This is a genomic window from Crocosphaera sp. XPORK-15E (assembly GCF_034931425.1).
In the GTDB taxonomy this organism is placed as follows: Bacteria; Cyanobacteriota; Cyanobacteriia; order Cyanobacteriales; family Microcystaceae; genus UHCC-0190.
In genome coordinates this window covers 57,188-74,955 of record NZ_JAYGHQ010000014.1, presented here as the reverse complement: position 1 = coordinate 74,955, position 17,768 = coordinate 57,188, and the positions used below count along the sequence as shown (strand labels likewise).

At 39.0% G+C, this 17,768-nt stretch carries 13 protein-coding genes and 1 riboswitch; of the genes, 6 read left to right on the top strand and 7 right to left on the bottom strand.

Annotated features, from left to right (window positions below; genetic code table 11):
* Positions 1–16: 16 nt before the first annotated feature.
* The 5 genes from VB691_RS16325 to VB691_RS16305 form a co-directional block, all read right to left on the bottom strand.
* Positions 17–2,122 (bottom strand): cation:proton antiporter, encoded by a 2,106-nt coding sequence (locus VB691_RS16325; RefSeq protein WP_323292576.1) that lies wholly within the window; start codon positions 2,120–2,122, stop codon positions 17–19.
* A gap of 254 nt (positions 2,123–2,376) precedes the next feature.
* Entirely contained in the window at positions 2,377–3,711 is a 1,335-nt protein-coding gene (locus VB691_RS16320; RefSeq protein ID WP_323292651.1) for an ArsB/NhaD family transporter, read from the bottom strand.
* A 141-nt stretch (positions 3,712–3,852) separates the two neighbouring features.
* Positions 3,853–5,637 (bottom strand): SLC13 family permease, encoded by a 1,785-nt coding sequence (locus VB691_RS16315; RefSeq protein ID WP_323292575.1) that lies wholly within the window; start codon positions 5,635–5,637, stop codon positions 3,853–3,855.
* Between the two features lie 40 nt (positions 5,638–5,677).
* On the bottom strand, positions 5,678–8,488 hold the full coding sequence (locus VB691_RS16310) for a cation-translocating P-type ATPase (protein WP_323292574.1): 2,811 nt from the start codon (positions 8,486–8,488) through the stop codon (positions 5,678–5,680).
* Positions 8,489–8,519: 31 nt separating this feature from the next.
* Positions 8,520–9,113, bottom strand: coding sequence for an exopolysaccharide biosynthesis protein (locus VB691_RS16305; RefSeq protein WP_323292573.1), 594 nt, complete (start codon positions 9,111–9,113; stop codon positions 8,520–8,522).
* A 350-nt stretch (positions 9,114–9,463) separates the two neighbouring features.
* Positions 9,464–9,618: riboswitch (cyclic di-AMP (ydaO/yuaA leader) on the bottom strand.
* A gap of 203 nt (positions 9,619–9,821) precedes the next feature.
* Between VB691_RS16305 and VB691_RS16300 the strand changes: the two genes are divergently transcribed.
* From VB691_RS16300 to VB691_RS16275, 6 genes are all read left to right on the top strand, one after another.
* Complete coding sequence (locus tag VB691_RS16300) at positions 9,822–11,198, top strand: gluconeogenesis factor YvcK family protein (RefSeq protein WP_323292572.1); 1,377 nt, start codon at positions 9,822–9,824, stop codon at positions 11,196–11,198.
* Positions 11,199–11,203: 5 nt separating this feature from the next.
* Positions 11,204–11,677 carry a tRNA (adenosine(37)-N6)-threonylcarbamoyltransferase complex ATPase subunit type 1 TsaE gene (tsaE, locus tag VB691_RS16295; RefSeq protein ID WP_323292650.1) on the top strand — a complete coding sequence of 158 codons (474 nt, stop codon included), beginning with the start codon at positions 11,204–11,206 and terminating at the stop codon, positions 11,675–11,677.
* 284 nt (positions 11,678–11,961) lie between these two features.
* Positions 11,962–12,465: a YceD family protein gene (locus VB691_RS16290; RefSeq protein ID WP_323292571.1), complete on the top strand. Its 504-nt coding sequence runs from the start codon at positions 11,962–11,964 to the stop codon at positions 12,463–12,465.
* A 145-nt stretch (positions 12,466–12,610) separates the two neighbouring features.
* Positions 12,611–14,335, top strand: coding sequence for a peroxidase family protein (locus VB691_RS16285; RefSeq protein ID WP_323292570.1), 1,725 nt, complete (start codon positions 12,611–12,613; stop codon positions 14,333–14,335).
* A 36-nt stretch (positions 14,336–14,371) separates the two neighbouring features.
* Positions 14,372–15,259, top strand: a complete 888-nt coding sequence (locus VB691_RS16280) for an aspartoacylase (RefSeq protein ID WP_323292569.1) — start codon at positions 14,372–14,374, stop codon at positions 15,257–15,259.
* A 25-nt stretch (positions 15,260–15,284) separates the two neighbouring features.
* Positions 15,285–17,078 carry an asparagine synthase-related protein gene (locus tag VB691_RS16275; RefSeq protein ID WP_323292568.1) on the top strand — a complete coding sequence of 598 codons (1,794 nt, stop codon included), beginning with the start codon at positions 15,285–15,287 and terminating at the stop codon, positions 17,076–17,078.
* Positions 17,079–17,109: 31 nt separating this feature from the next.
* Here the strand turns inward: VB691_RS16275 and VB691_RS16270 are convergent, their stop codons facing one another.
* Together VB691_RS16270 and VB691_RS16265 are read right to left on the bottom strand one after the other, a co-directional pair.
* Positions 17,110–17,475 carry a helix-turn-helix transcriptional regulator gene (locus VB691_RS16270; RefSeq protein ID WP_323292567.1) on the bottom strand — a complete coding sequence of 122 codons (366 nt, stop codon included), beginning with the start codon at positions 17,473–17,475 and terminating at the stop codon, positions 17,110–17,112.
* Positions 17,472–17,729: a type II toxin-antitoxin system RelE/ParE family toxin gene (locus tag VB691_RS16265; RefSeq protein ID WP_323292566.1), complete on the bottom strand. Its 258-nt coding sequence runs from the start codon at positions 17,727–17,729 to the stop codon at positions 17,472–17,474. Before VB691_RS16265 ends, VB691_RS16270 begins: the two co-directional genes overlap by 4 nt.
* Between the last annotated feature and the right edge of the window lie 39 nt (positions 17,730–17,768).

Sequence of the window (17,768 nt, the reverse complement as noted above, 5' to 3'; positions counted from 1 at the left end):
ATTTCTCTGTTTTACCTTAAGAATGAGGTTCCCCAAATAAGACTAAAGAACAGGTTAGCTTTTTCAATAATTCTGTTGTCACATCACTTACAGCTAAACCCCCTGCGGTACGACGACGAAATGATCTTAATACTACTAAATCAAAATTTTGAGACGTACGAATAATGACTTTTGGCGCATCTTCATGGGTAATAATTTTAATTTTAGTTTTCACTGCAAAGGGACTTTGGGCGATAATTTGAAATAACTCTTGTTTGAAATCTGTAATTTGTTGAGGTGAAGTTTTGCGATCACAGATATTTAATAATGTAATCGATCCCTGATTTGCATCAGCACATAATTGGGCAAAACGAACCGTGTCAATGGTAGCAGGTGTCAGATTTTTAATAGGGACTAAAATGCGATTCAAATTAACAGGATGATCTAATAATCTCATCACAGCAACAGGACAATGGGAAGACCAAAAAACACTATCAATGACATTACCAAATAGTCGAGCGCGTAACCCCGTATTGCGACCCCATCCCATAATAATTAAGTTAGCATCTTTTTCTTTAGCTGCTCGACTAATTCCTCTGGCTACATCATCATCAATGCGGATAATCTGTTGTGTTTTTACTTCAAATTCTTCGCTAATACTTAACGCTTGATTTAGTAAAAGTTGACTATTTTTTAATTTACTATTTAATTGCTCATCATCCATGTGAACATGAGCGATCGCAATAGAAACAGGAATAATAATACCAGATTCTCGTTTCGCTAATAATGCTCCCATCGCAATTAAATCTCGTTGGGTATTAGGATTATAAATGGGAATAACAACAGTAAAAGGAGAGGAAAAAGAAGATGTTTCTGATTGAAGTTGGGGCAACCATTCCTCTAAGATGGTATCTGAAATCTCTGCTTCTCCGTCTTTTTGAACTTTAGGAATGGATAATTTTCGGGCAAATTGTGCTGTTAAAACTGGGCCTAAAATTGAAGTGACTAACATTAAAACAATGACACTATTAAAAACTGCCTCATTAATTAACCTATCTCCTAAAGCATTTTTCGCTTCATAAGCTACTAAAGCTGCTGCTAAAGTTGCTGCTACTTGAGGTAATGATAATGATCCCATCGTCAGTCCTTCTTGCCAAGTATAACGATAGATTCCTTTAGCCATGAATGCAGCTATAAATTTGGAAGCAATTAATGCTCCAACAATTCCAATTACTAGATAAAATTCAAATTGAATTGTGTTCAGAAAGGCAGGAATATCTAATAATAAACCCATCCCCACAAAAAAGAAAGGAATAAACAAGGTTCCTCCCACAAACTCTACCTTTTCTTTAACTGGCCCTTCTCCTACCACATCATTAACTGCTAACCCCGCTAAAAATGCACCAACAATTTTATCAACATTAATCGCTTGGGCCCCTACTGCGGCGAGAAATAAAGCCAATAAAACGAATAAAAATTGATTACTTTCTTCGTCTCCAGTCCGACGGAAATATTCTTTTCCTAACCAATCAAATCCAAACAAAACTATCAATGAATAGATAGCCAAAGAGATTAATTGAATAACTAAGCTGGTAGCAGAAAAATCGCCCCCATGAATGGAAACACAAATTGCTAAAACTAATAAAGCAGAAATATCCGTAAAAATTGTAGCCCCAATAGTCACCATAACAGCTTCATTTCTCACCACTCCTAAGCGTTGCACAATAGGATAACCTAAGAGTGTGTGAGAAGCTAAAAGTGAACCAATCAGAATAGAAGTGTTCCAGCTAAAATCAAAATATCTCCCCACCATTAGCCCCGCAATTAGGGGAACGGAAAAAGTTAGTATTCCAAAACCAATAGAACGATTTTTAGTTTTGCGAAACTCTACCATATCAATTTCTAATCCTGCCACAAACATTAGATAAATTTTGCCAATGTCTGCTAGAAGTTTGATACTTTCTGAGTCATGATCTAAAAGATTTAAACCATCTTTACCTAAGACAACCCCGGCAAATAACAGTCCGACTAAACCAGGTAGACGCAACCGCTCAAAAATAGGCGGTAAGGTTAAAATAACCAAGAGAATAATGGTAAAAGAAACCAATGGATTATTACGAAAAAGGGAGAGAAAATTTTCCATATTACCTGTTAGATTACGGAACAATGTTGATCTGCCCTTCGGGCGAGGCAGGAGGTAGGAGGTATCCGCGCAGGAGGGAAAATTTCTAGAGAGAAAATAAAGCCTTTTTGCCTCGCCCAACTGGGTTTAAGACCCCTGCCAAGATCTGTGATTTGGCGTTCTTCGATTAGAGGTGGGTCTGAATCCCCCTCTAACCGAAGACCGCCTTCTGCCCTCTGCCTCCTGCCTCCTTCAATCAAATTATATCGTGACAATTATCTCAGAAAGAAAATCACCACATATAAAGTAGAGACAACTAATTGCATTCCCATGACTGGTAAGCCATATTTTAGAAAGGTTTTAAAGGAAATTGGTCTACCATGTTGTTCAGAAACCCCCGCAGCGACGATATTAGAAGATGCACCTAATAAGGTTCCATTCCCCCCTAATGTTGCCCCAAACATCATGGCATAAAATAAGGGCAAAACTTCGGGAGGAAGCTGACCAGAAAAATCAGGATTTAGGATATCAGGACTAGCCATACCAATATTAACAATATATTCCTTAAGTAAGGGAACCATTGCCACAACTAGAGGAATATTAGGAACAATACTAGATAAAATTCCCACTAAAAATAATAGAACCAAAGACCCTAAAATGATATTTTTGCCAATTAGTAAGGCAAGAAGACTTGATAAATAACTGGTGACACCTGTTTTTTCTAATCCTCCAATTAAAACAAAAGTAGACATAAAAAAGACTAAGGTACTCCAATCTAAATCTTTCAAGATATTATTGACCGTATCAATTTTAGTTTGGTTGGCTAAAATCAAAGCCAAGGCTGCCCCCAATAAAGCAACTGATGCGGGAGCAATAGGAATAGGCAAAGACTCACCAATCACAAAAAACAACAATACAAAAGCAATGATTATCCCTCCAACCATTAACACTTTAGGATGGTTGATTTTGGGGTGAGGTAACTCATCTAAATGGGTAAATTTTGTGTTCCAAATTTTAGAAAATAGGAAGGGCGATATAGCTAAAATTGTAACAACAGCAAGGACTCCTCCTAAACTTAATCGAGATAGATAGTCAGTAAAGCTCAAATTAATAGAATCCCCTACAATAAATGTAGCAGGATCACCTACCAAAGTTAACAGTCCTGCACTGTTAGCAACAAACACCATTAAAATGAGTAAAGGAACAAAATCTACCCCAATTTCTTGAGCAATGGGAGGAATTAATGGTGCTAAAAGCATGACCGTTGTGGCATTCGGTAAAACCGCACATATTGGGGTTGTAATTGCAATAACTCCCAAGACTAAAAGCTTGCCACTTCCTTTAGCCATTAACACCATTTGGGTTGCTAAATATTCAAAAATCTTAGTAGGTTCAAAGGCTCTAACTAAGATCATTACTCCAAAAAAGAGGCCTAAAGTTCCATGACTTTTGCTAATATACTCAACTGCTTCTTGTAGAGTCATTACATGGGTAAATACTAAAATTAATGCCCCTAAAAAAGCAGCCGTTGTTAGGTGTAATCTTTCAGTCATAATAAAGAACATTACACCGATAAAGCTAGAAATAGAAATGATTGCAGGTAAATTCATCATGGTAGTTGATAGTTGATAGTTGATAGATAATATAGGACTTACGCAACGTCTCTAAATATTGAGTGTTTTGGTCGGGTCAATTCATGAATTGAACCTATGGGTATTCAAAGTCTCTGTTACTCTTTTAGAAATTTAGGATCAAAGCCCATAGATTAAAACAATTAACGCAGGAGTAACAATCATAAACAATAAATTGAGCCATAAACCGATTCTAACAAAGTCGCTAAATTTATAACCTCCTGGGGCATAAACCATAGTATTTGTCTGGTATCCAATGGGAGTTAAAAAGCTATTAGAAGCGGCAAAAGTGACAGCAAAAATAAACGCCATGGGGTTTAAACTAAGGGATTTAGCAACTTCTGCGGCTACGGGAATCATTAAAACAACACTGGCATTATTTGAGAGAACTTCAGTCATTAAAGAAGTAATAATATAGAAAAATGTTAAAATCCAATAACCCGATAAATTGCCTCCTAAACTGACTAAAAATTTGGCTAACCATTCAGTAGTTCCCGAATTTTCCATAGCAATACCTAGGGGAATTAAACCAGCTAAAAGAAAGATAATATCCCAGCGAACTGTCCCATAAATTTCCCCTGGTTTTAAACATCCTGTAATGACCATTAAAATTACCCCCAATAAACTACTAACTAAAATGGGTAAGATATTAAATGCTGCTATGAGAATTACTCCCAAAACAATTCCTAAAGCAACCCAAGCTTTATCAGTTCTCAAGGTTTCTAATTCTCGTTCTTCTAAAACCAATAACTCTCTTGTAGTTTGTAACCCGATAAAACTCTCTTTTGGGGCTTGTATTAATAGTAAATCACCGAAACGTATGGCTACTTTTCCCAGTCTTTCTCTGACTAATTCTTCCCCCCGACGAACGGCTAAAACTGTTGCGTTATAACGTTGTCGAAAGCGTAAATCTTTGAGGGTAGAACCAATTAAACGGGAGTTAGATAAAACTAGAACTTCAGCAACTTTTTCCTCAGTTTCATTCATTTCCTGTTCTAAATTACCAAATTTAAAATCAGCTAAAATTTCTACTCCTCTTTCATCTTTAATTTGCAGTAAACCATCCCGACTTCCTCTCACTAAAAGAATATCCCCAACAGATAAAATTTTGTCAGCAAGAGGTTGAGAAAAATGGGTATCATTATGGATCAATTCTAGGACATCAACATCAAATTTTCTTTGAATGGCACTTTGTCTTAATGTTTGATTTACTAAACTAGAATTAGGCAGAATAATTAATTCTGTGACATAATCTTTTAATTCATAGTTATCACTCATTAACTTGCTCTTAGCTGGTATTCTTTCCGGTAATAATCTTGGAGCAGCAATCATGAGATAAGCTAATCCTAAACAAAACGTAATTAGTCCTAATCCTGTAAACTGAAATAAGCTAAATTCTCCATATCCTAATTGTTTAGAAATTCCACTGGCTAAAATATTAGTTGATGTGCCAATGAGGGTAAGCATTCCTCCTAAAATTGTGACATAGGATAGGGGAATAAAAAGTTTGGAAACCGAGATTTTTCTTTGTTTACACCAAGCCTCAACAATGGGAAGACAAATAGCAACAACAGCCGTATTGTTAATAAAAGCACTGATAGGGCCGATAATTAAGCCCATGACTAAAATTTGCTGACTGGCATTTTTGCCACCCCATTTCATCAATAAATCTCGTACAATTTGGATCACTCCTGTTCGAGTAATTCCAGCACTAAGAATAAACATCGCCATCACGGTTATGGTGGCATTATTAGCAAATCCTGAAATCCCTTCCTCTGGACTAACTAATTTTAAAAGCATCAAAGTAATAGCCACTGAAATCGCCGTTAAATCGGCGGGAAGCCATTCAAAAACAAAGCAAATAAAAGCAATAATGATGACACCAATGGTTAACAGAATCTGCATAATTTCAACTAACTAACTGTGAACTAAAATTAACTTTTGATTACTGTTTTTTGAGCAAAAACCAACGAGAAACAAGCTTCTCTAATTCAATCCAAACAAACATTAAGGCACTAAAACCAACACAGACCAAAAGTTCAGTGGCACTAAGAGAATGAGTGCCAAAAAAGCTCTGTAAAGGGGGAACATAAATCAACAAAATTTGTAGTAATGTCGTCAATGTTACTGCTCCTAAAACATAGGGATTAGAAAAAGGATTAAGTTCTATGGTTAACTGACTATCAGATCGTACAGCTAAAGCATGGCCCATCTGTGCTAAACAAAGGGTAGTAAACACCATAGTTTTCCAGCGTTCGGGATCACCAGCTAAGCCTGGTGTTTTGACGTAATTATAGGCCCAAACCATTAAAATAATGGTTAAAATAGCGAAAATTATCCCAATTCTCACCATATATAACCCCAAACCTCTAGAAAAAATACTTTCACGGGGACTATAGGGGGGACGTTGCATCACATTTGGTTCGGCCGGTTCCATGGCCAAGGCTAAAGCTGGTAAACCATCTGTTACCAGGTTCATCCAGAGAATTTGTAAAGGGGATAGGGGAACACCTCCTAAGCCAATGAGGGGGGCTGCCGCAATGACAAAAACTTCCCCAATATTACTGCCTAAAATGTACTTGATAAAGCGACGAATATTGTCATAAACGACCCGTCCCTCCTCCGTTGCCGCAACAATGGTGGCAAAATTATCATCTAAGAGAATGGCATCACTGGCTTCCTTACTAACATCAGTGCCTGTAATTCCCATCGCAATGCCGATATCTGCTTGTTTCAGTGCCGGGGCATCATTGACCCCATCTCCCGTCATGGCCACAAATTCCCCTCGTTTTTGCAAAGCTTGGACAATTTGTAGCTTATGTTCTGGGGAAACACGGGCATAAACGCTCACTTCCGAGACAAGTTTCCCTAATTCTGTGGGGGTAATTTGTTGTAAATCTCGTCCGGTGAGAATAGGATCATCAGGGTGAGCAATGCCTAACTCAGTGGCGATCGCCTTAGCGGTTAATTGATGATCTCCTGTAATCATAATCGGGCGAATTCCCGCCTCTCGACAGCGTAAAACCGCGCCTTTGACCTCTTTTCTTGGAGCATCGAGCATTCCGACCAATCCTAACCAAATTAACTCGGTTTCTGCCATTTCTCCCCTATCATGTTCGGGAATGTCAGACAAAGGTTTAGAAGCAAATCCTAACACCCGCAACCCTTTAGCTGCCCAGCGGTCATTTTGGGCTAAAATCTGCTTTCGTTGGTCATCACTAAGGTGAACAGCCTGATTACCTTGATAAACCGCCGTACATCCCTCTAAAACAATCTCTGGGGAACCTTTGGTAAACATCAAATAGGAGTGAAGGTTCACCACCTTATCTGCTTCTGGGAAAACCTTGATAATAACTGACATCCGTTTCCGTTCAGAAGAAAAAGGAATTTCAGCGACACGGGGCATCTCTAACCATAAGTCTTCCCGATAGAGTCCCCCTTTCCCAGCCAGGGTTAATAAGGCCCCTTCGGTGGGATCGCCGATAATTTCCCAATTTTTGCCTTTTTTCTGCAATAAAGCATCATTACAAAGGACACAAGCCGTTAAAAGTTGTTTAATTTCCCCATTAATCTCGTATTCATCGCTATCTTGAGCAATGAGATCTCCTTGGGGTGCATATCCTTCCCCTGTCACCTCATAAGCATAACTGCCTGTTTGTACCTTCTGAACAACCATCTTATTTTGGGTCAAAGTTCCCGTTTTATCAGAACAAATGGTCGTTACTGACCCCAAAGTTTCCACTGCCGGCAATTTACGAATTAAGGCGTGACGACGTACCATGCGCTGAGTTCCAATAGCCAAAGTTACCGTTACCACGGCCGGCAACCCTTCAGGAACTACGGCCACCGCCATACTCAAAGAAACTTCTAATAATTCCTCAAAATTCTGCCATCCTGACCGTAAAACCCCCACAATAACCACTAATACCACTAATCCCAGGGAACTACTAACTAAAACATTCCCTAATTGGGACATTCTTTGTTGTAGGGGAGTATCTTCCGTTTCTACCCCTTGAATAAGAGTCGCAATGCGGCCAATTTCCGTCTCCATACCAATACTGGTAACGAGGACTTTGGCCCGTCCCTGTACTACTTCTGTCCCTTGAAACACCAAATTTAAGCGATCGCCCAAGGGAGCATCTTCCCCTAAGATGATATCTGCTTGCTTGTTAACCGTCTCTGCTTCTCCAGTCAAGGCAGATTCTCGGATTTGGAGGTTTTGGGCTTCCAGTAAGCGACCATCTGCCGCCAGTTGTACCCCTGCTTCTAGTAACATGATATCCCCTGGCACTAATTCCTTAGCGGAGATCTCTTGTACGATTCCTTGACGAATTACTCGTACTTTAGGGGAAGAAAGGTTTTTAAGGGCTGCAAGGGCTTTTTCTGCCTTACTTTCCTGTAAATATCCTAATAATCCATTTAAAACGACAATGGAAAAGATAGCGACGGCATCCTTGGGAAATGCTCCTTTTCGCACATCTAAGACGGCAGAAATAACCGCTACGGCCATTAGCATCACCAGCATAATATTGGTGAACTGTTCCCATAAAATAGTCAGAGGGGAACGGCCTCCAGTGTCTTTAAGTTCATTGGGGCCAAAATATTGCTGCCTTTGGTTAATCTGTTCTTGGGTTAAACCCTTTTCTGGATCACTTTGGAATTTTTCTAGGGATGCTTGGGCAGAAAGGGTTTGCCAAGGGGAACCGATTTCAGGAAAAGCAGGGGTAACTTGGTTAGAAGTGGTGGGAAAGGTCATAGGAGCAGAATTAAGGGATCTATTTGAATATTTATGGTAAGAATTGGGGGGTTTGCCAGGCTAAATAGCCCATGAAACCAAAAAACAGCGTATTAATCACGGTAATGAGATAACCCAAACACATCAGCAGTCCATCCGCTTCTAGGGTAGCGACGGCTAAGACTAAAATACCGACGGTAGGAACCGGGTTAGTGAATGGAATGGGTAACATCAACAAAACCGTTAACCAGGCAATACACAGTCCATTCCCTCGCCAAATTAAGGGATGTTTGGCAATGGTAAAAAGACGGGGACGACAGATTTTTTCGAGTAATTTAGTGACTTTCTGTACATTTTTCAGCAATATTTCACTAAATTGGCGAGGAAACTGGAATCTAGCTACTCTTTTTGGCAACCAGGGGGTTTTTCGTCCTAGGGCCATTTGTAAGGCTAAAAGCAGACATCCTGCCCCTAAAATGCTGGAAAAGCCAGGAGGCATGGGAAACAGAAAGGGTAACACCAGTAAACTAATGGTGAGGCAAAAGCCCCGTTCCGCCGTTTCTGAGAGAATTTCTCTGAGGGTTAGGGGATGAACCAGCAAACGATGAAGCAAGGTTTCTATATCCTGAGAAAATCGTAAGTTCATCTATTTATCAATCCATAATCAATCAGTTTTAGCTATTAATTAATCATTGCTCGGCAAAAACCCTACTCATAAGTTCTAAAAACCACAGCCTTATTCCGTAGGGGCGAACGGCCGTTCGCCTCTACTTGAGTAATGTTGCTAAACAGATATAGGGAGAAGCTTAGCGATTTTAAAAATGTTTATAAAAAAGCTAAGGAGTCTTTTATCCTCAAATTGTTCAAATTTTGCTCACTTTTATGTCAATTTCATACCTTCTACCTCAAATTCCAAACAACAATCTAAGTCAAAGTAGCGTCAAACTCAGAGTCACTGAATGAAATCAAGGCATTCTATTAAAAATGCTGATTCTTCAGTCTTCTCCCACTGCCTACGAGGTTAGCTGACGGGCTAGGATTGAGAGTTATCCCTTTCTAGTTTGCGATCCCCTAGAAATACGCCCCAAGGTTGGTTCCCCCGCTTTCTCAAGCCCCAATTAAGGCAACGAGAAACTAGGCTGACTTACTTTATTTTATTTAAGAAACCATTTTAGCACCCTTGTCAAGTACCTAGTGCCTGGCATCTTTTCCAACATCTGACATACAATAAACCCAAATCCGATTATCTGTATCTTGACGTAACTCGGTTTTAAAATCTGACTTTTTATGCTAATTTCCTTAAACCCCTTATTTTAAAGTTTCTCCCCTAAAATTTATCAGGCGATCATGATCTATGTCTATCAGTCCCTTCAAACAAGCGATACGCAAACTAAAAACAGAACAGCGAAAATGGGCAACCGTTGGTCAACGAACCCCCAAACAAGTTAACCGTTGGTTTAAATGGTTATCCCCTGGCCTCTTTGTCAAACGTTGGTTACTGATTAGTGCAACTGGCCTATTATTAACCCTCCTCGGACTCGCTATCTGGGTAAAACTAACCCCAGTCAACCGTCTCTTAGAGTTAATTTCTCAACTCCTACAAGCTATCTCCAATTATGTTCCCAGTTATATTTCCGGCCCTTTAGCCCTGATTTTAGGACTCTTTTTGTTATTGTGGGGCCAAAGTCGCACAGTGGGTTCCATTACCGAAGCTTTCCCAGAAGGGGATGAAGAATTAGTCGATCGCCTGTTGGCCCATCGTCGCTTAAATCGTGGCCCCAAAATTGCGGCCATTGGTGGTGGAACGGGACTATCAACCCTATTACGGGGTTTAAAGCAGTATAGTGCTAATATTACCGCCATTGTTACAGTGGCCGATGATGGGGGATCATCAGGACGACTGAGAGATGAAATTGGGGTTTTACCTCCTGGGGATATTCGTAACTGTGTGGCCGCTTTGGCCGATGAAGAAAAATTGTTAACGGAATTGTTTCAATATCGCTTTCAAGCAGGGGATGGCCTGACGGGCCACAGTTTTGGTAATTTATTCCTAACCGCGATGACAGAGGTTATGGGAGGAGATTTTGAAAAGGCGATCGCTGCGAGTTCTAAAGTTTTGGCCATTCGGGGTAAGGTATTACCCGCAACCCTCAGTGATGTTCGTCTTTGGGCGGAATTAGATGATGGCCGCTTAATTGAAGGGGAGTCCCATATTACAGAAGCAGGGGGAAAAATTCGTCATCTGGGTTGTCTTCCTGCTAACCCTCCTGCTTTACCCGCAGCTTTACAAGCTATTAAAGAAGCAGAATATATCGTTATTGGCCCAGGTAGTTTATATACTAGCCTCATTCCTAATTTGCTGGTTCCTGAGATTAAGGAAGCATTGATGAAGGTTAAAGTGCCTCGTATCTATGTTTGTAATATTATGACCCAACCTGGGGAAACGGAAGGGTATACTGTGGCTAATCATATTGAAGCTATTGAGCGCATTTGTGGTCAAGGTTTAATTGATGCGGTGTTAGTGCAGCGAATTCCCCCTTCTCCTTATGCCTTAAAACGTTATGCTCAAGAAAACTGTCATCCTGTCTATTTAGATCGAGAAGATGTGGTTAAATTGGGTTGTCGTATCATCTTAGCGAATGTGATGGAAGAAGATTCTAAGACGGGAAAGGTACGTCATCAACCTCAACGCCTAGCAAGGATTTTATTACGCTGGTATAGTGAAAGATGAAGTCTATAACCATTATTTTGCAAGATGCGGAGGCAACTCAGGCACTAGGGAAGCAATTAGGGGAAAGTTTGTCTTCGGGTACTGTTTTATTGCTTAAAGGGGCCTTAGGTGCTGGAAAAACTACCTTAGTCCAAGGAATAGGACAAGGGTTAGATATTTCAGATCCGATCATTAGTCCGACATTTACTTTAGTTAATGAGTACCCTCAAGGGCGTTTACCCTTGTATCATCTGGACTTGTACCGTTTGCAACCGCAAGAGGTGGAAGGGTTATATTTAGAGCAGTATTGGGAAGGGGAAGATGTTGTTCCAGGAATTACGGTGATTGAATGGCCCGAAAAGTTGCCCTATTTACCACCCGCTTATTTAACTATTCAACTGCTTTATGGTGAAAAATTCGATCGTCAGGCAATTTTGACAGCAACGGAGAATTTTACCGGAGGTTTCCCTAAATTTTGGGAAGTTTTACTAAGTGAATAAAAATCTATTTACTCAGATGTTGAAAACCCGATTTTTTCCTAAGCGACAAGGATATAACCTGCATCAATAACTATTCATAATGTACCTAGATTTGAGATTGATTAACTTACTGGTAAAATCCCCTAAAAAATTTCAGATAATTTACTTTTTTTTATGAATAAATATAAATTTTTAGGCAAAAATTGTAATGATTCCCCTAGAGGTAACTAATGGCCCAATTTTGGGCAATTCTCTTGTTACAATTGATCTAGTCAGTTATCGCCACGGATAGGAGACGTGATACCATGCAAGCTATCTATATTCCCCATTTACTGCAAATCCCTAATAGAACCCAAACCCTTCTCTTAGATGATTTTGTCTCTGGCTTAGACACCTTAACCCCAGTTCGTGGGAAAATGTTAATTAGACATGGTGGCACGTTTCTGGAGATTGGACTCAGGGTAGAAACCATTATGACCTTAAGTTGCGATCGCTGTTTACAACAGTATAATCACCGTCTAACCCTTGATACGTCAGAAATTATTTGGCTAGATAAAAATGCTGATCTTCCTCAAAACTTTCCCCAAGAGAGAGAAATTGCCTGGGAAGATTTATCAGAAACCCTTTCCCCCGAAGGACATTTTGACCCCAATAGTTGGCTATATGAACAATTATCCTTAGCTATTCCCCTCAGACAATTGTGTGGAAAAGATTGTCAAGCCCCAAGGACAAAACCAGATGAAAAACCACCGATAATTGATAGTCGCTGGTCTTCTTTGGAGTCTTTAAAAGGACAATTACCACAATAGATTATCCCTCAATCCTAGAACCATAAATCTAAATATATTTTTTATAATTTAGTATTGACTTAGAATTTTTCCTGAGCTATTCTATTAGAATAGGCAACTTAGAATTAAAGTATAAAACTAAGTAATTTCCACAGTTTTACCTTCCATGATCAATTCTATAAGCGTCAAGCGAATTAGTTTCTTTTTAGGGACTCTGGGTAGTCTCTTAACATCTCTTCCCAGTGTGGCTGCTGAATTCCGCACCATTGAGGGGACAAATAACAATCCCTTAGACTTAGGTGCAGCAAATACCCAACTGCTACGTCTAGCCTCGCCGCAGTATCAAGATGGAATGTCAGAACCGAGGGGAGGAGGAGATGCCAATAATAGTACCCTACCAAATCCTCGCGCAATTAGTAATGGAATAGCGGCACAATCAAGTTTAATCCCTAATAGTTTGAAGGTGAGTAATTGGATTTGGCAATGGGGACAATTTATCGATCATGATCTTGATTTGACCCCGGCTAATACTACCTCACCAGAAATATTTAATATTCCCGTCCCCACAGGTGATCCTTTTTTTGATCCTAATAGTACCGGAAACCAAGTAATTGGCTTTGAACGCTCTATTTTTGATAATAATAGTAATCCTCGCCAACAAATTAACCAGATTACCTCTTTTATTGACGCTTCTAATATTTATGCTTCCGATGCAACTAGGGCCAACGAACTGAGGGATAGCAATGGCACACTGATGATGAGTACGGCCGATAATGGGGAAGGCCTCTTAATGCTAGATGCCAACCAAAATTTCATCTCTGGTGATATCAGGGCTAATGAACAAATCGCCTTAACCGCCACTCATTCCCTATTTAATCGAGAACATAATCGACTGGTGGGAAGCATCAAACAGCGTCTAGATGACGGTGAAACTGCCTTAGTTAATGAGTTTAATGATTCGGGGTTGACTGAGGATGACTTTCTCTATGAAGCAGCGAGGAAAGTCCTAGGAGCCGAAATGCAAAAAATCACCTATGAAGAATATCTGCCCATCTTATTAGGGCCGAACGCCTTATCATCCTTCACAGGTTATAACGCTCTGGTTGATCCGAGCATTAGTAACGAATTTTCAACGGCCGCTTTTCGAGTTGGCCACACTCTACTCTCTCCTACTTTATTACGACTTAACAATGATAGAACTGTCGCTGCTGAGGGAAATATCGCCCTACTGAATGCTTTTAATAACCCAGATCAACTAAAACAATTTGGGGCAGACTCCTTATTATTGGGGTTAGCTTCGGGTAACGCCCAAGAAGTGGATACCCTGATCATCGATGATGTGCGAAATTTCCTATTTGGACAGCCTGGAATGGGAGGGTTTGATTTAGTTGCTTTGAATATACAACGGGGACGAGATCATGGTATTCCTGATATTAATACCGTTCGTTTAGCCCTTGGTTTATTACCCTATGACAGCTTTTTAGCGTTAACAGGAGGAGATGTAGACTTAGCTAATGCCTTTGCGGCAATTTATGGGTCAATTGATGAAGTTGATCTTTGGATGGGGGGACTAGGGGAAACCCATTTTAATGGGGGTTTGGTCGGGCAAACTTTCTTTGAGATTATCAAAGATCAATTTGAGAGACTGCGGGATGGTGATCGCTTTTTCTATCAAAATCCCAATGAATTCGCGGATATTTTGTTATTCGATCCTGACTTTAATAACACTACCCTATCCAGAATTATCCAACGCAATACTAGCATTACAAACCTTCAGGAGAATGTGTTTATCTCTGTTAGTACCCCTGAGTCTTCCCCTGTCTTATCCTTGCTTCTTTTCGGTATTAGTGGGGCAATTGGGTTAGGGGTAAATCGCAACAAAAATAAGTGATTAGTCGGGGTGGGAAATGCCCACCCAATCTAAAGAATGAGCAAAAAAATTAAGAAAGTAGCCATTTTTGGTGGCACTCATGGCAACGAAATGACCGGAATCTATTTAATTAAAAAGTTTCTCAAAAATCCTCATTTAATTGAGCGATCAACTTTTGACATTTTCCCATCATTAGCCAATCCTAAAGCCATTGATTTAAGTGTAAGATATGTTGATACCGACTTAAATAGATGTTTTGATCAGCGAGATATTGACAATTTAGATAATGCCCTGTATGAGCAACTTTTAGCGAAAACAATTTATCAAAAACTGACCAAAAATCAGATTCAATTTCTCATTGATTTACATAGCACAACTTCCCAAATGGGACTAAGTATTATTCTCTCTGATACTAATTCTTTTCATTTATGTTTAGTCAGTTATTTAAGTTCAATTTATCCTGAACTTAAGGTTTTATATTATCGTTCAGAACGAGAAAACCTTTTATTAAGAAGTAGTACCGAGTTAGGACTTACTATTGAAGTTGGGCCAGTTGCTCAAGGAATTTTAGATGCTAAATTATTTAGTCAAACAGAACAACTTATTTATAGTTTATTAGATTATTTAGATAACTATAATCAAGAAAAAATAGAAGATTTGCCCAGAAAATTAACTTATTATGAAGTATTTAAAACAATTGATTATCCCCGTAATCATCAAGAGATAACAGCTATGATTCATCCCACACTTCAATTTAAAGATTATCAACCTCTTAATCCTGGTGATCCCTTATTTATTACCTTTGATGGAGAAACAATTAATTATGAAGGAAATACTACAGTTTATCCCGTCTTTATTAATGAATCAGCTTATTATGAAAAAAGCATTGCTATGTGTTTAACACAAAAGCGAGAAGTAACAGTGACACTTAACAACAATGAGTAACAAAAAATCAAGTTATTTTTAAATTATGCGACCAGGATTTATTGTTACTTTAAACCCCAATAAAACTATCGATTTTCAATTAGTTTCTCCTGTTGAATCTTTGATTAAGGTTGCTCTAAATTCTGGGATAGCAACAGTAATTTTAATAGGAAAAATTTATTATAAGAATTCCTTCCAAGCTTCCTTAACTGAACAATTAAAACAAGATTTATTATCAGATGCTGACCTCATTTTAGAATTATTTAAACAAGGGGGAATAGAAGCTTTAATACAATTGGAAGGGGAATTTTCTTACGTCATTATTGATCACAAAAAACACCGTATTTTAGCTTATCGTGATTCTTTAGGAACTTATCCTCTTTATGAGACTTGTTATCAACAAAAAATTATTATTAGTAGCAATCTTAAACTATTAGCAAAATCTCGAAATAGTATTATTAATCAAGAGTTTATTGCTGCATTTTTAGCCTTTCCTTTTGCCTGTGTTGAATTACCCACAGAACAAACAGCTTTTCAAAATATTCAGCGAATTTTACCAGGTAACTTATTAGAATTTAGCAGCGATCAGACTATTAAAAAACTTTGGTCTTGGGACTGGAATAAAACCATTACACCCATTGAGAAAATTTCCCCCCAAGCAGCAGGTTTAAGGTTTAGAGAGATCTTAGAAAAAGCTATCCAAGAACGAATTAAAAATTATTCGTTTGCAGCCCATTTATCAGGAGGAATGGATAGTTCTTCTATCGTTTGCTTGGCTAGAAATTTAGACAAAAATTCCCCATTACTTACCTTATCTCTCGTTTATCAGATGGCAAGTCTTGTTAAAGAAACAGATTATATTAACTTAATTCTGCAACAAAATAAGGGGGTTGTACCTAATTATATTCAGGGAGATCAAGCCTTAGATTTTCAGTGGTTTCAAGACCAAATTCCTGACCATGATGAACCCTATTCCGGTTTATTTCATTTCGCCCTAGAAAAAGCCCTGATTAATGTTGCTTCTCCCCTTAATATACAAACTATTTTGAGTGGTAATGGGGCAGAAATGTTAGTAGAAGGTAATCACTATTATTTAGCTGATTTAATGCGTCAAGGAAACTGGGATCTGGTTTGCAAACAGGCCCGTCAATGGGCGATCGCAAAGCATCAAAATCTGGGGTCGGTGATTTGGGAATGGGCGATCGCACCTTTAACCCCCCCTTGGTTGCGACAAGGCATTCCTACCCTATTGCGAGGAGGTTACGGAGTTTGGCCTAATTTAACAGAATTTGCGATCGCCCCTTGGATCAAACAAGAATTTGCCAAAGAATATGGACTCTGGCCGCAGATATTAGCCCAGATCGATCAATTGAGTCAATATCCCATTGAGGGGGCTTTTAATCGTCTGGGAAGACAAGCAGCAGTGGGAAATTGGGCTAATTGGTATTTAGCGAGTCCCCAAGGAATACAAATTAGTTACCCTTTTCTTGATCCGCGTTTAATTAGTTATAGTTTTAGTCTCCCCAGGGAAATACGAGAAGTCCCTGGAATTGCTAAACCTTTGTTACAAGAAGCGATGAAAGGAATTTTACCTGAAGCTATTCGGACAAGACGGATTAAAGCGAGTTTTAATGAAGTATATGGGAGAGGTTTAAGACAGAATTTAACTCAGTTAATCGAGATGGTTAAACAATCCTCAATTGATGAATTAGAAATCTTTGATAAGTCATTATTAATTGAGTGTATGGAACAGCAAGCGATGGGATTAGGAAATGTTCATAGTGGTCGTCAAATTTCTACTTCTCTATCACTTATTGTTTGGTTTGATCAAGGATCTTAATATTATTAAGCCCCTACTTTCTTAACACTTTTTAAGTAGTAATCATATCGACATCAACATCAAGAACAGCAGCAATAGCTTTAAGGACTTTGATTGAACCTGCTTTTTTTCCACTTTCAAGTTCTGAGATATAGTCTTTGGATATACTGCCGATGGCTTCAGCTAGTTGTTCTTGGGTGAGATGCCGATATTCTCGCCAAACTTTGAGGGGGTTTTCGCCACAAATAGAGATCCTTTCGACAAGATCAAGGGGAAAAGATTCTTCTTCACGGTTTTTGGCTTTGTCATACACTTGAATGTCGGCAAGCATTTCAGAATCTTCTAATAACTGTTCATACATCTCGACAGGAATGACCACATGAGAATGTCCCTCTTTTTGAATAATTTCATATTTCACTGATAAATGCCTCCCCTTGTATCAATTTCTAAGACAAGAATTCGCAGTTTTTTGTCTTCAACTTCATAAATAATACGCCAGTCTCCAACTCTAAGTCTATAACTCGTTCTGCCCACAAGCTTCTTAACGTTATTGTGTGACCCATAAGGGTTTTCGGCGATAATACGCAGTTTTTCGATAATGCGTCTTGCCAAATTTTGGGGCAACCGTTGTAATTTTTTTGTTGCCGTTTTACTCAATTCAATCTCATACATATCCTAATGTAACAAATAGAGATATTTAAGTCCAGCTAT

Excerpts from the sequence above, each read along its gene's own strand:
- VB691_RS16325 (WP_323292576.1), bottom strand. The coding sequence starts at position 2,122 with ATGGAAAATTTTCTCTCCCTTTTTCGTAATAATCCATTGGTTTCTTTT.
- VB691_RS16280 (WP_323292569.1), top strand. The coding sequence starts at position 14,372 with ATGAGCAAAAAAATTAAGAAAGTAGCCATTTTTGGTGGCACTCATGGC.
- VB691_RS16290 (WP_323292571.1), top strand. The coding sequence starts at position 11,962 with ATGCAAGCTATCTATATTCCCCATTTACTGCAAATCCCTAATAGAACC.
- VB691_RS16305 (WP_323292573.1), bottom strand. The coding sequence starts at position 9,113 with ATGAACTTACGATTTTCTCAGGATATAGAAACCTTGCTTCATCGTTTG.
- VB691_RS16265 (WP_323292566.1), bottom strand. The coding sequence starts at position 17,729 with ATGTATGAGATTGAATTGAGTAAAACGGCAACAAAAAAATTACAACGG.
- VB691_RS16315 (WP_323292575.1), bottom strand. The coding sequence starts at position 5,637 with ATGCAGATTCTGTTAACCATTGGTGTCATCATTATTGCTTTTATTTGC.
- VB691_RS16285 (WP_323292570.1), top strand. The coding sequence starts at position 12,611 with ATGATCAATTCTATAAGCGTCAAGCGAATTAGTTTCTTTTTAGGGACT.
- VB691_RS16320 (WP_323292651.1), bottom strand. The coding sequence starts at position 3,711 with ATGAATTTACCTGCAATCATTTCTATTTCTAGCTTTATCGGTGTAATG.
- VB691_RS16310 (WP_323292574.1), bottom strand. The coding sequence starts at position 8,488 with ATGACCTTTCCCACCACTTCTAACCAAGTTACCCCTGCTTTTCCTGAA.
- VB691_RS16275 (WP_323292568.1), top strand. The coding sequence starts at position 15,285 with ATGCGACCAGGATTTATTGTTACTTTAAACCCCAATAAAACTATCGAT.
- VB691_RS16300 (WP_323292572.1), top strand. The coding sequence starts at position 9,822 with ATGTCTATCAGTCCCTTCAAACAAGCGATACGCAAACTAAAAACAGAA.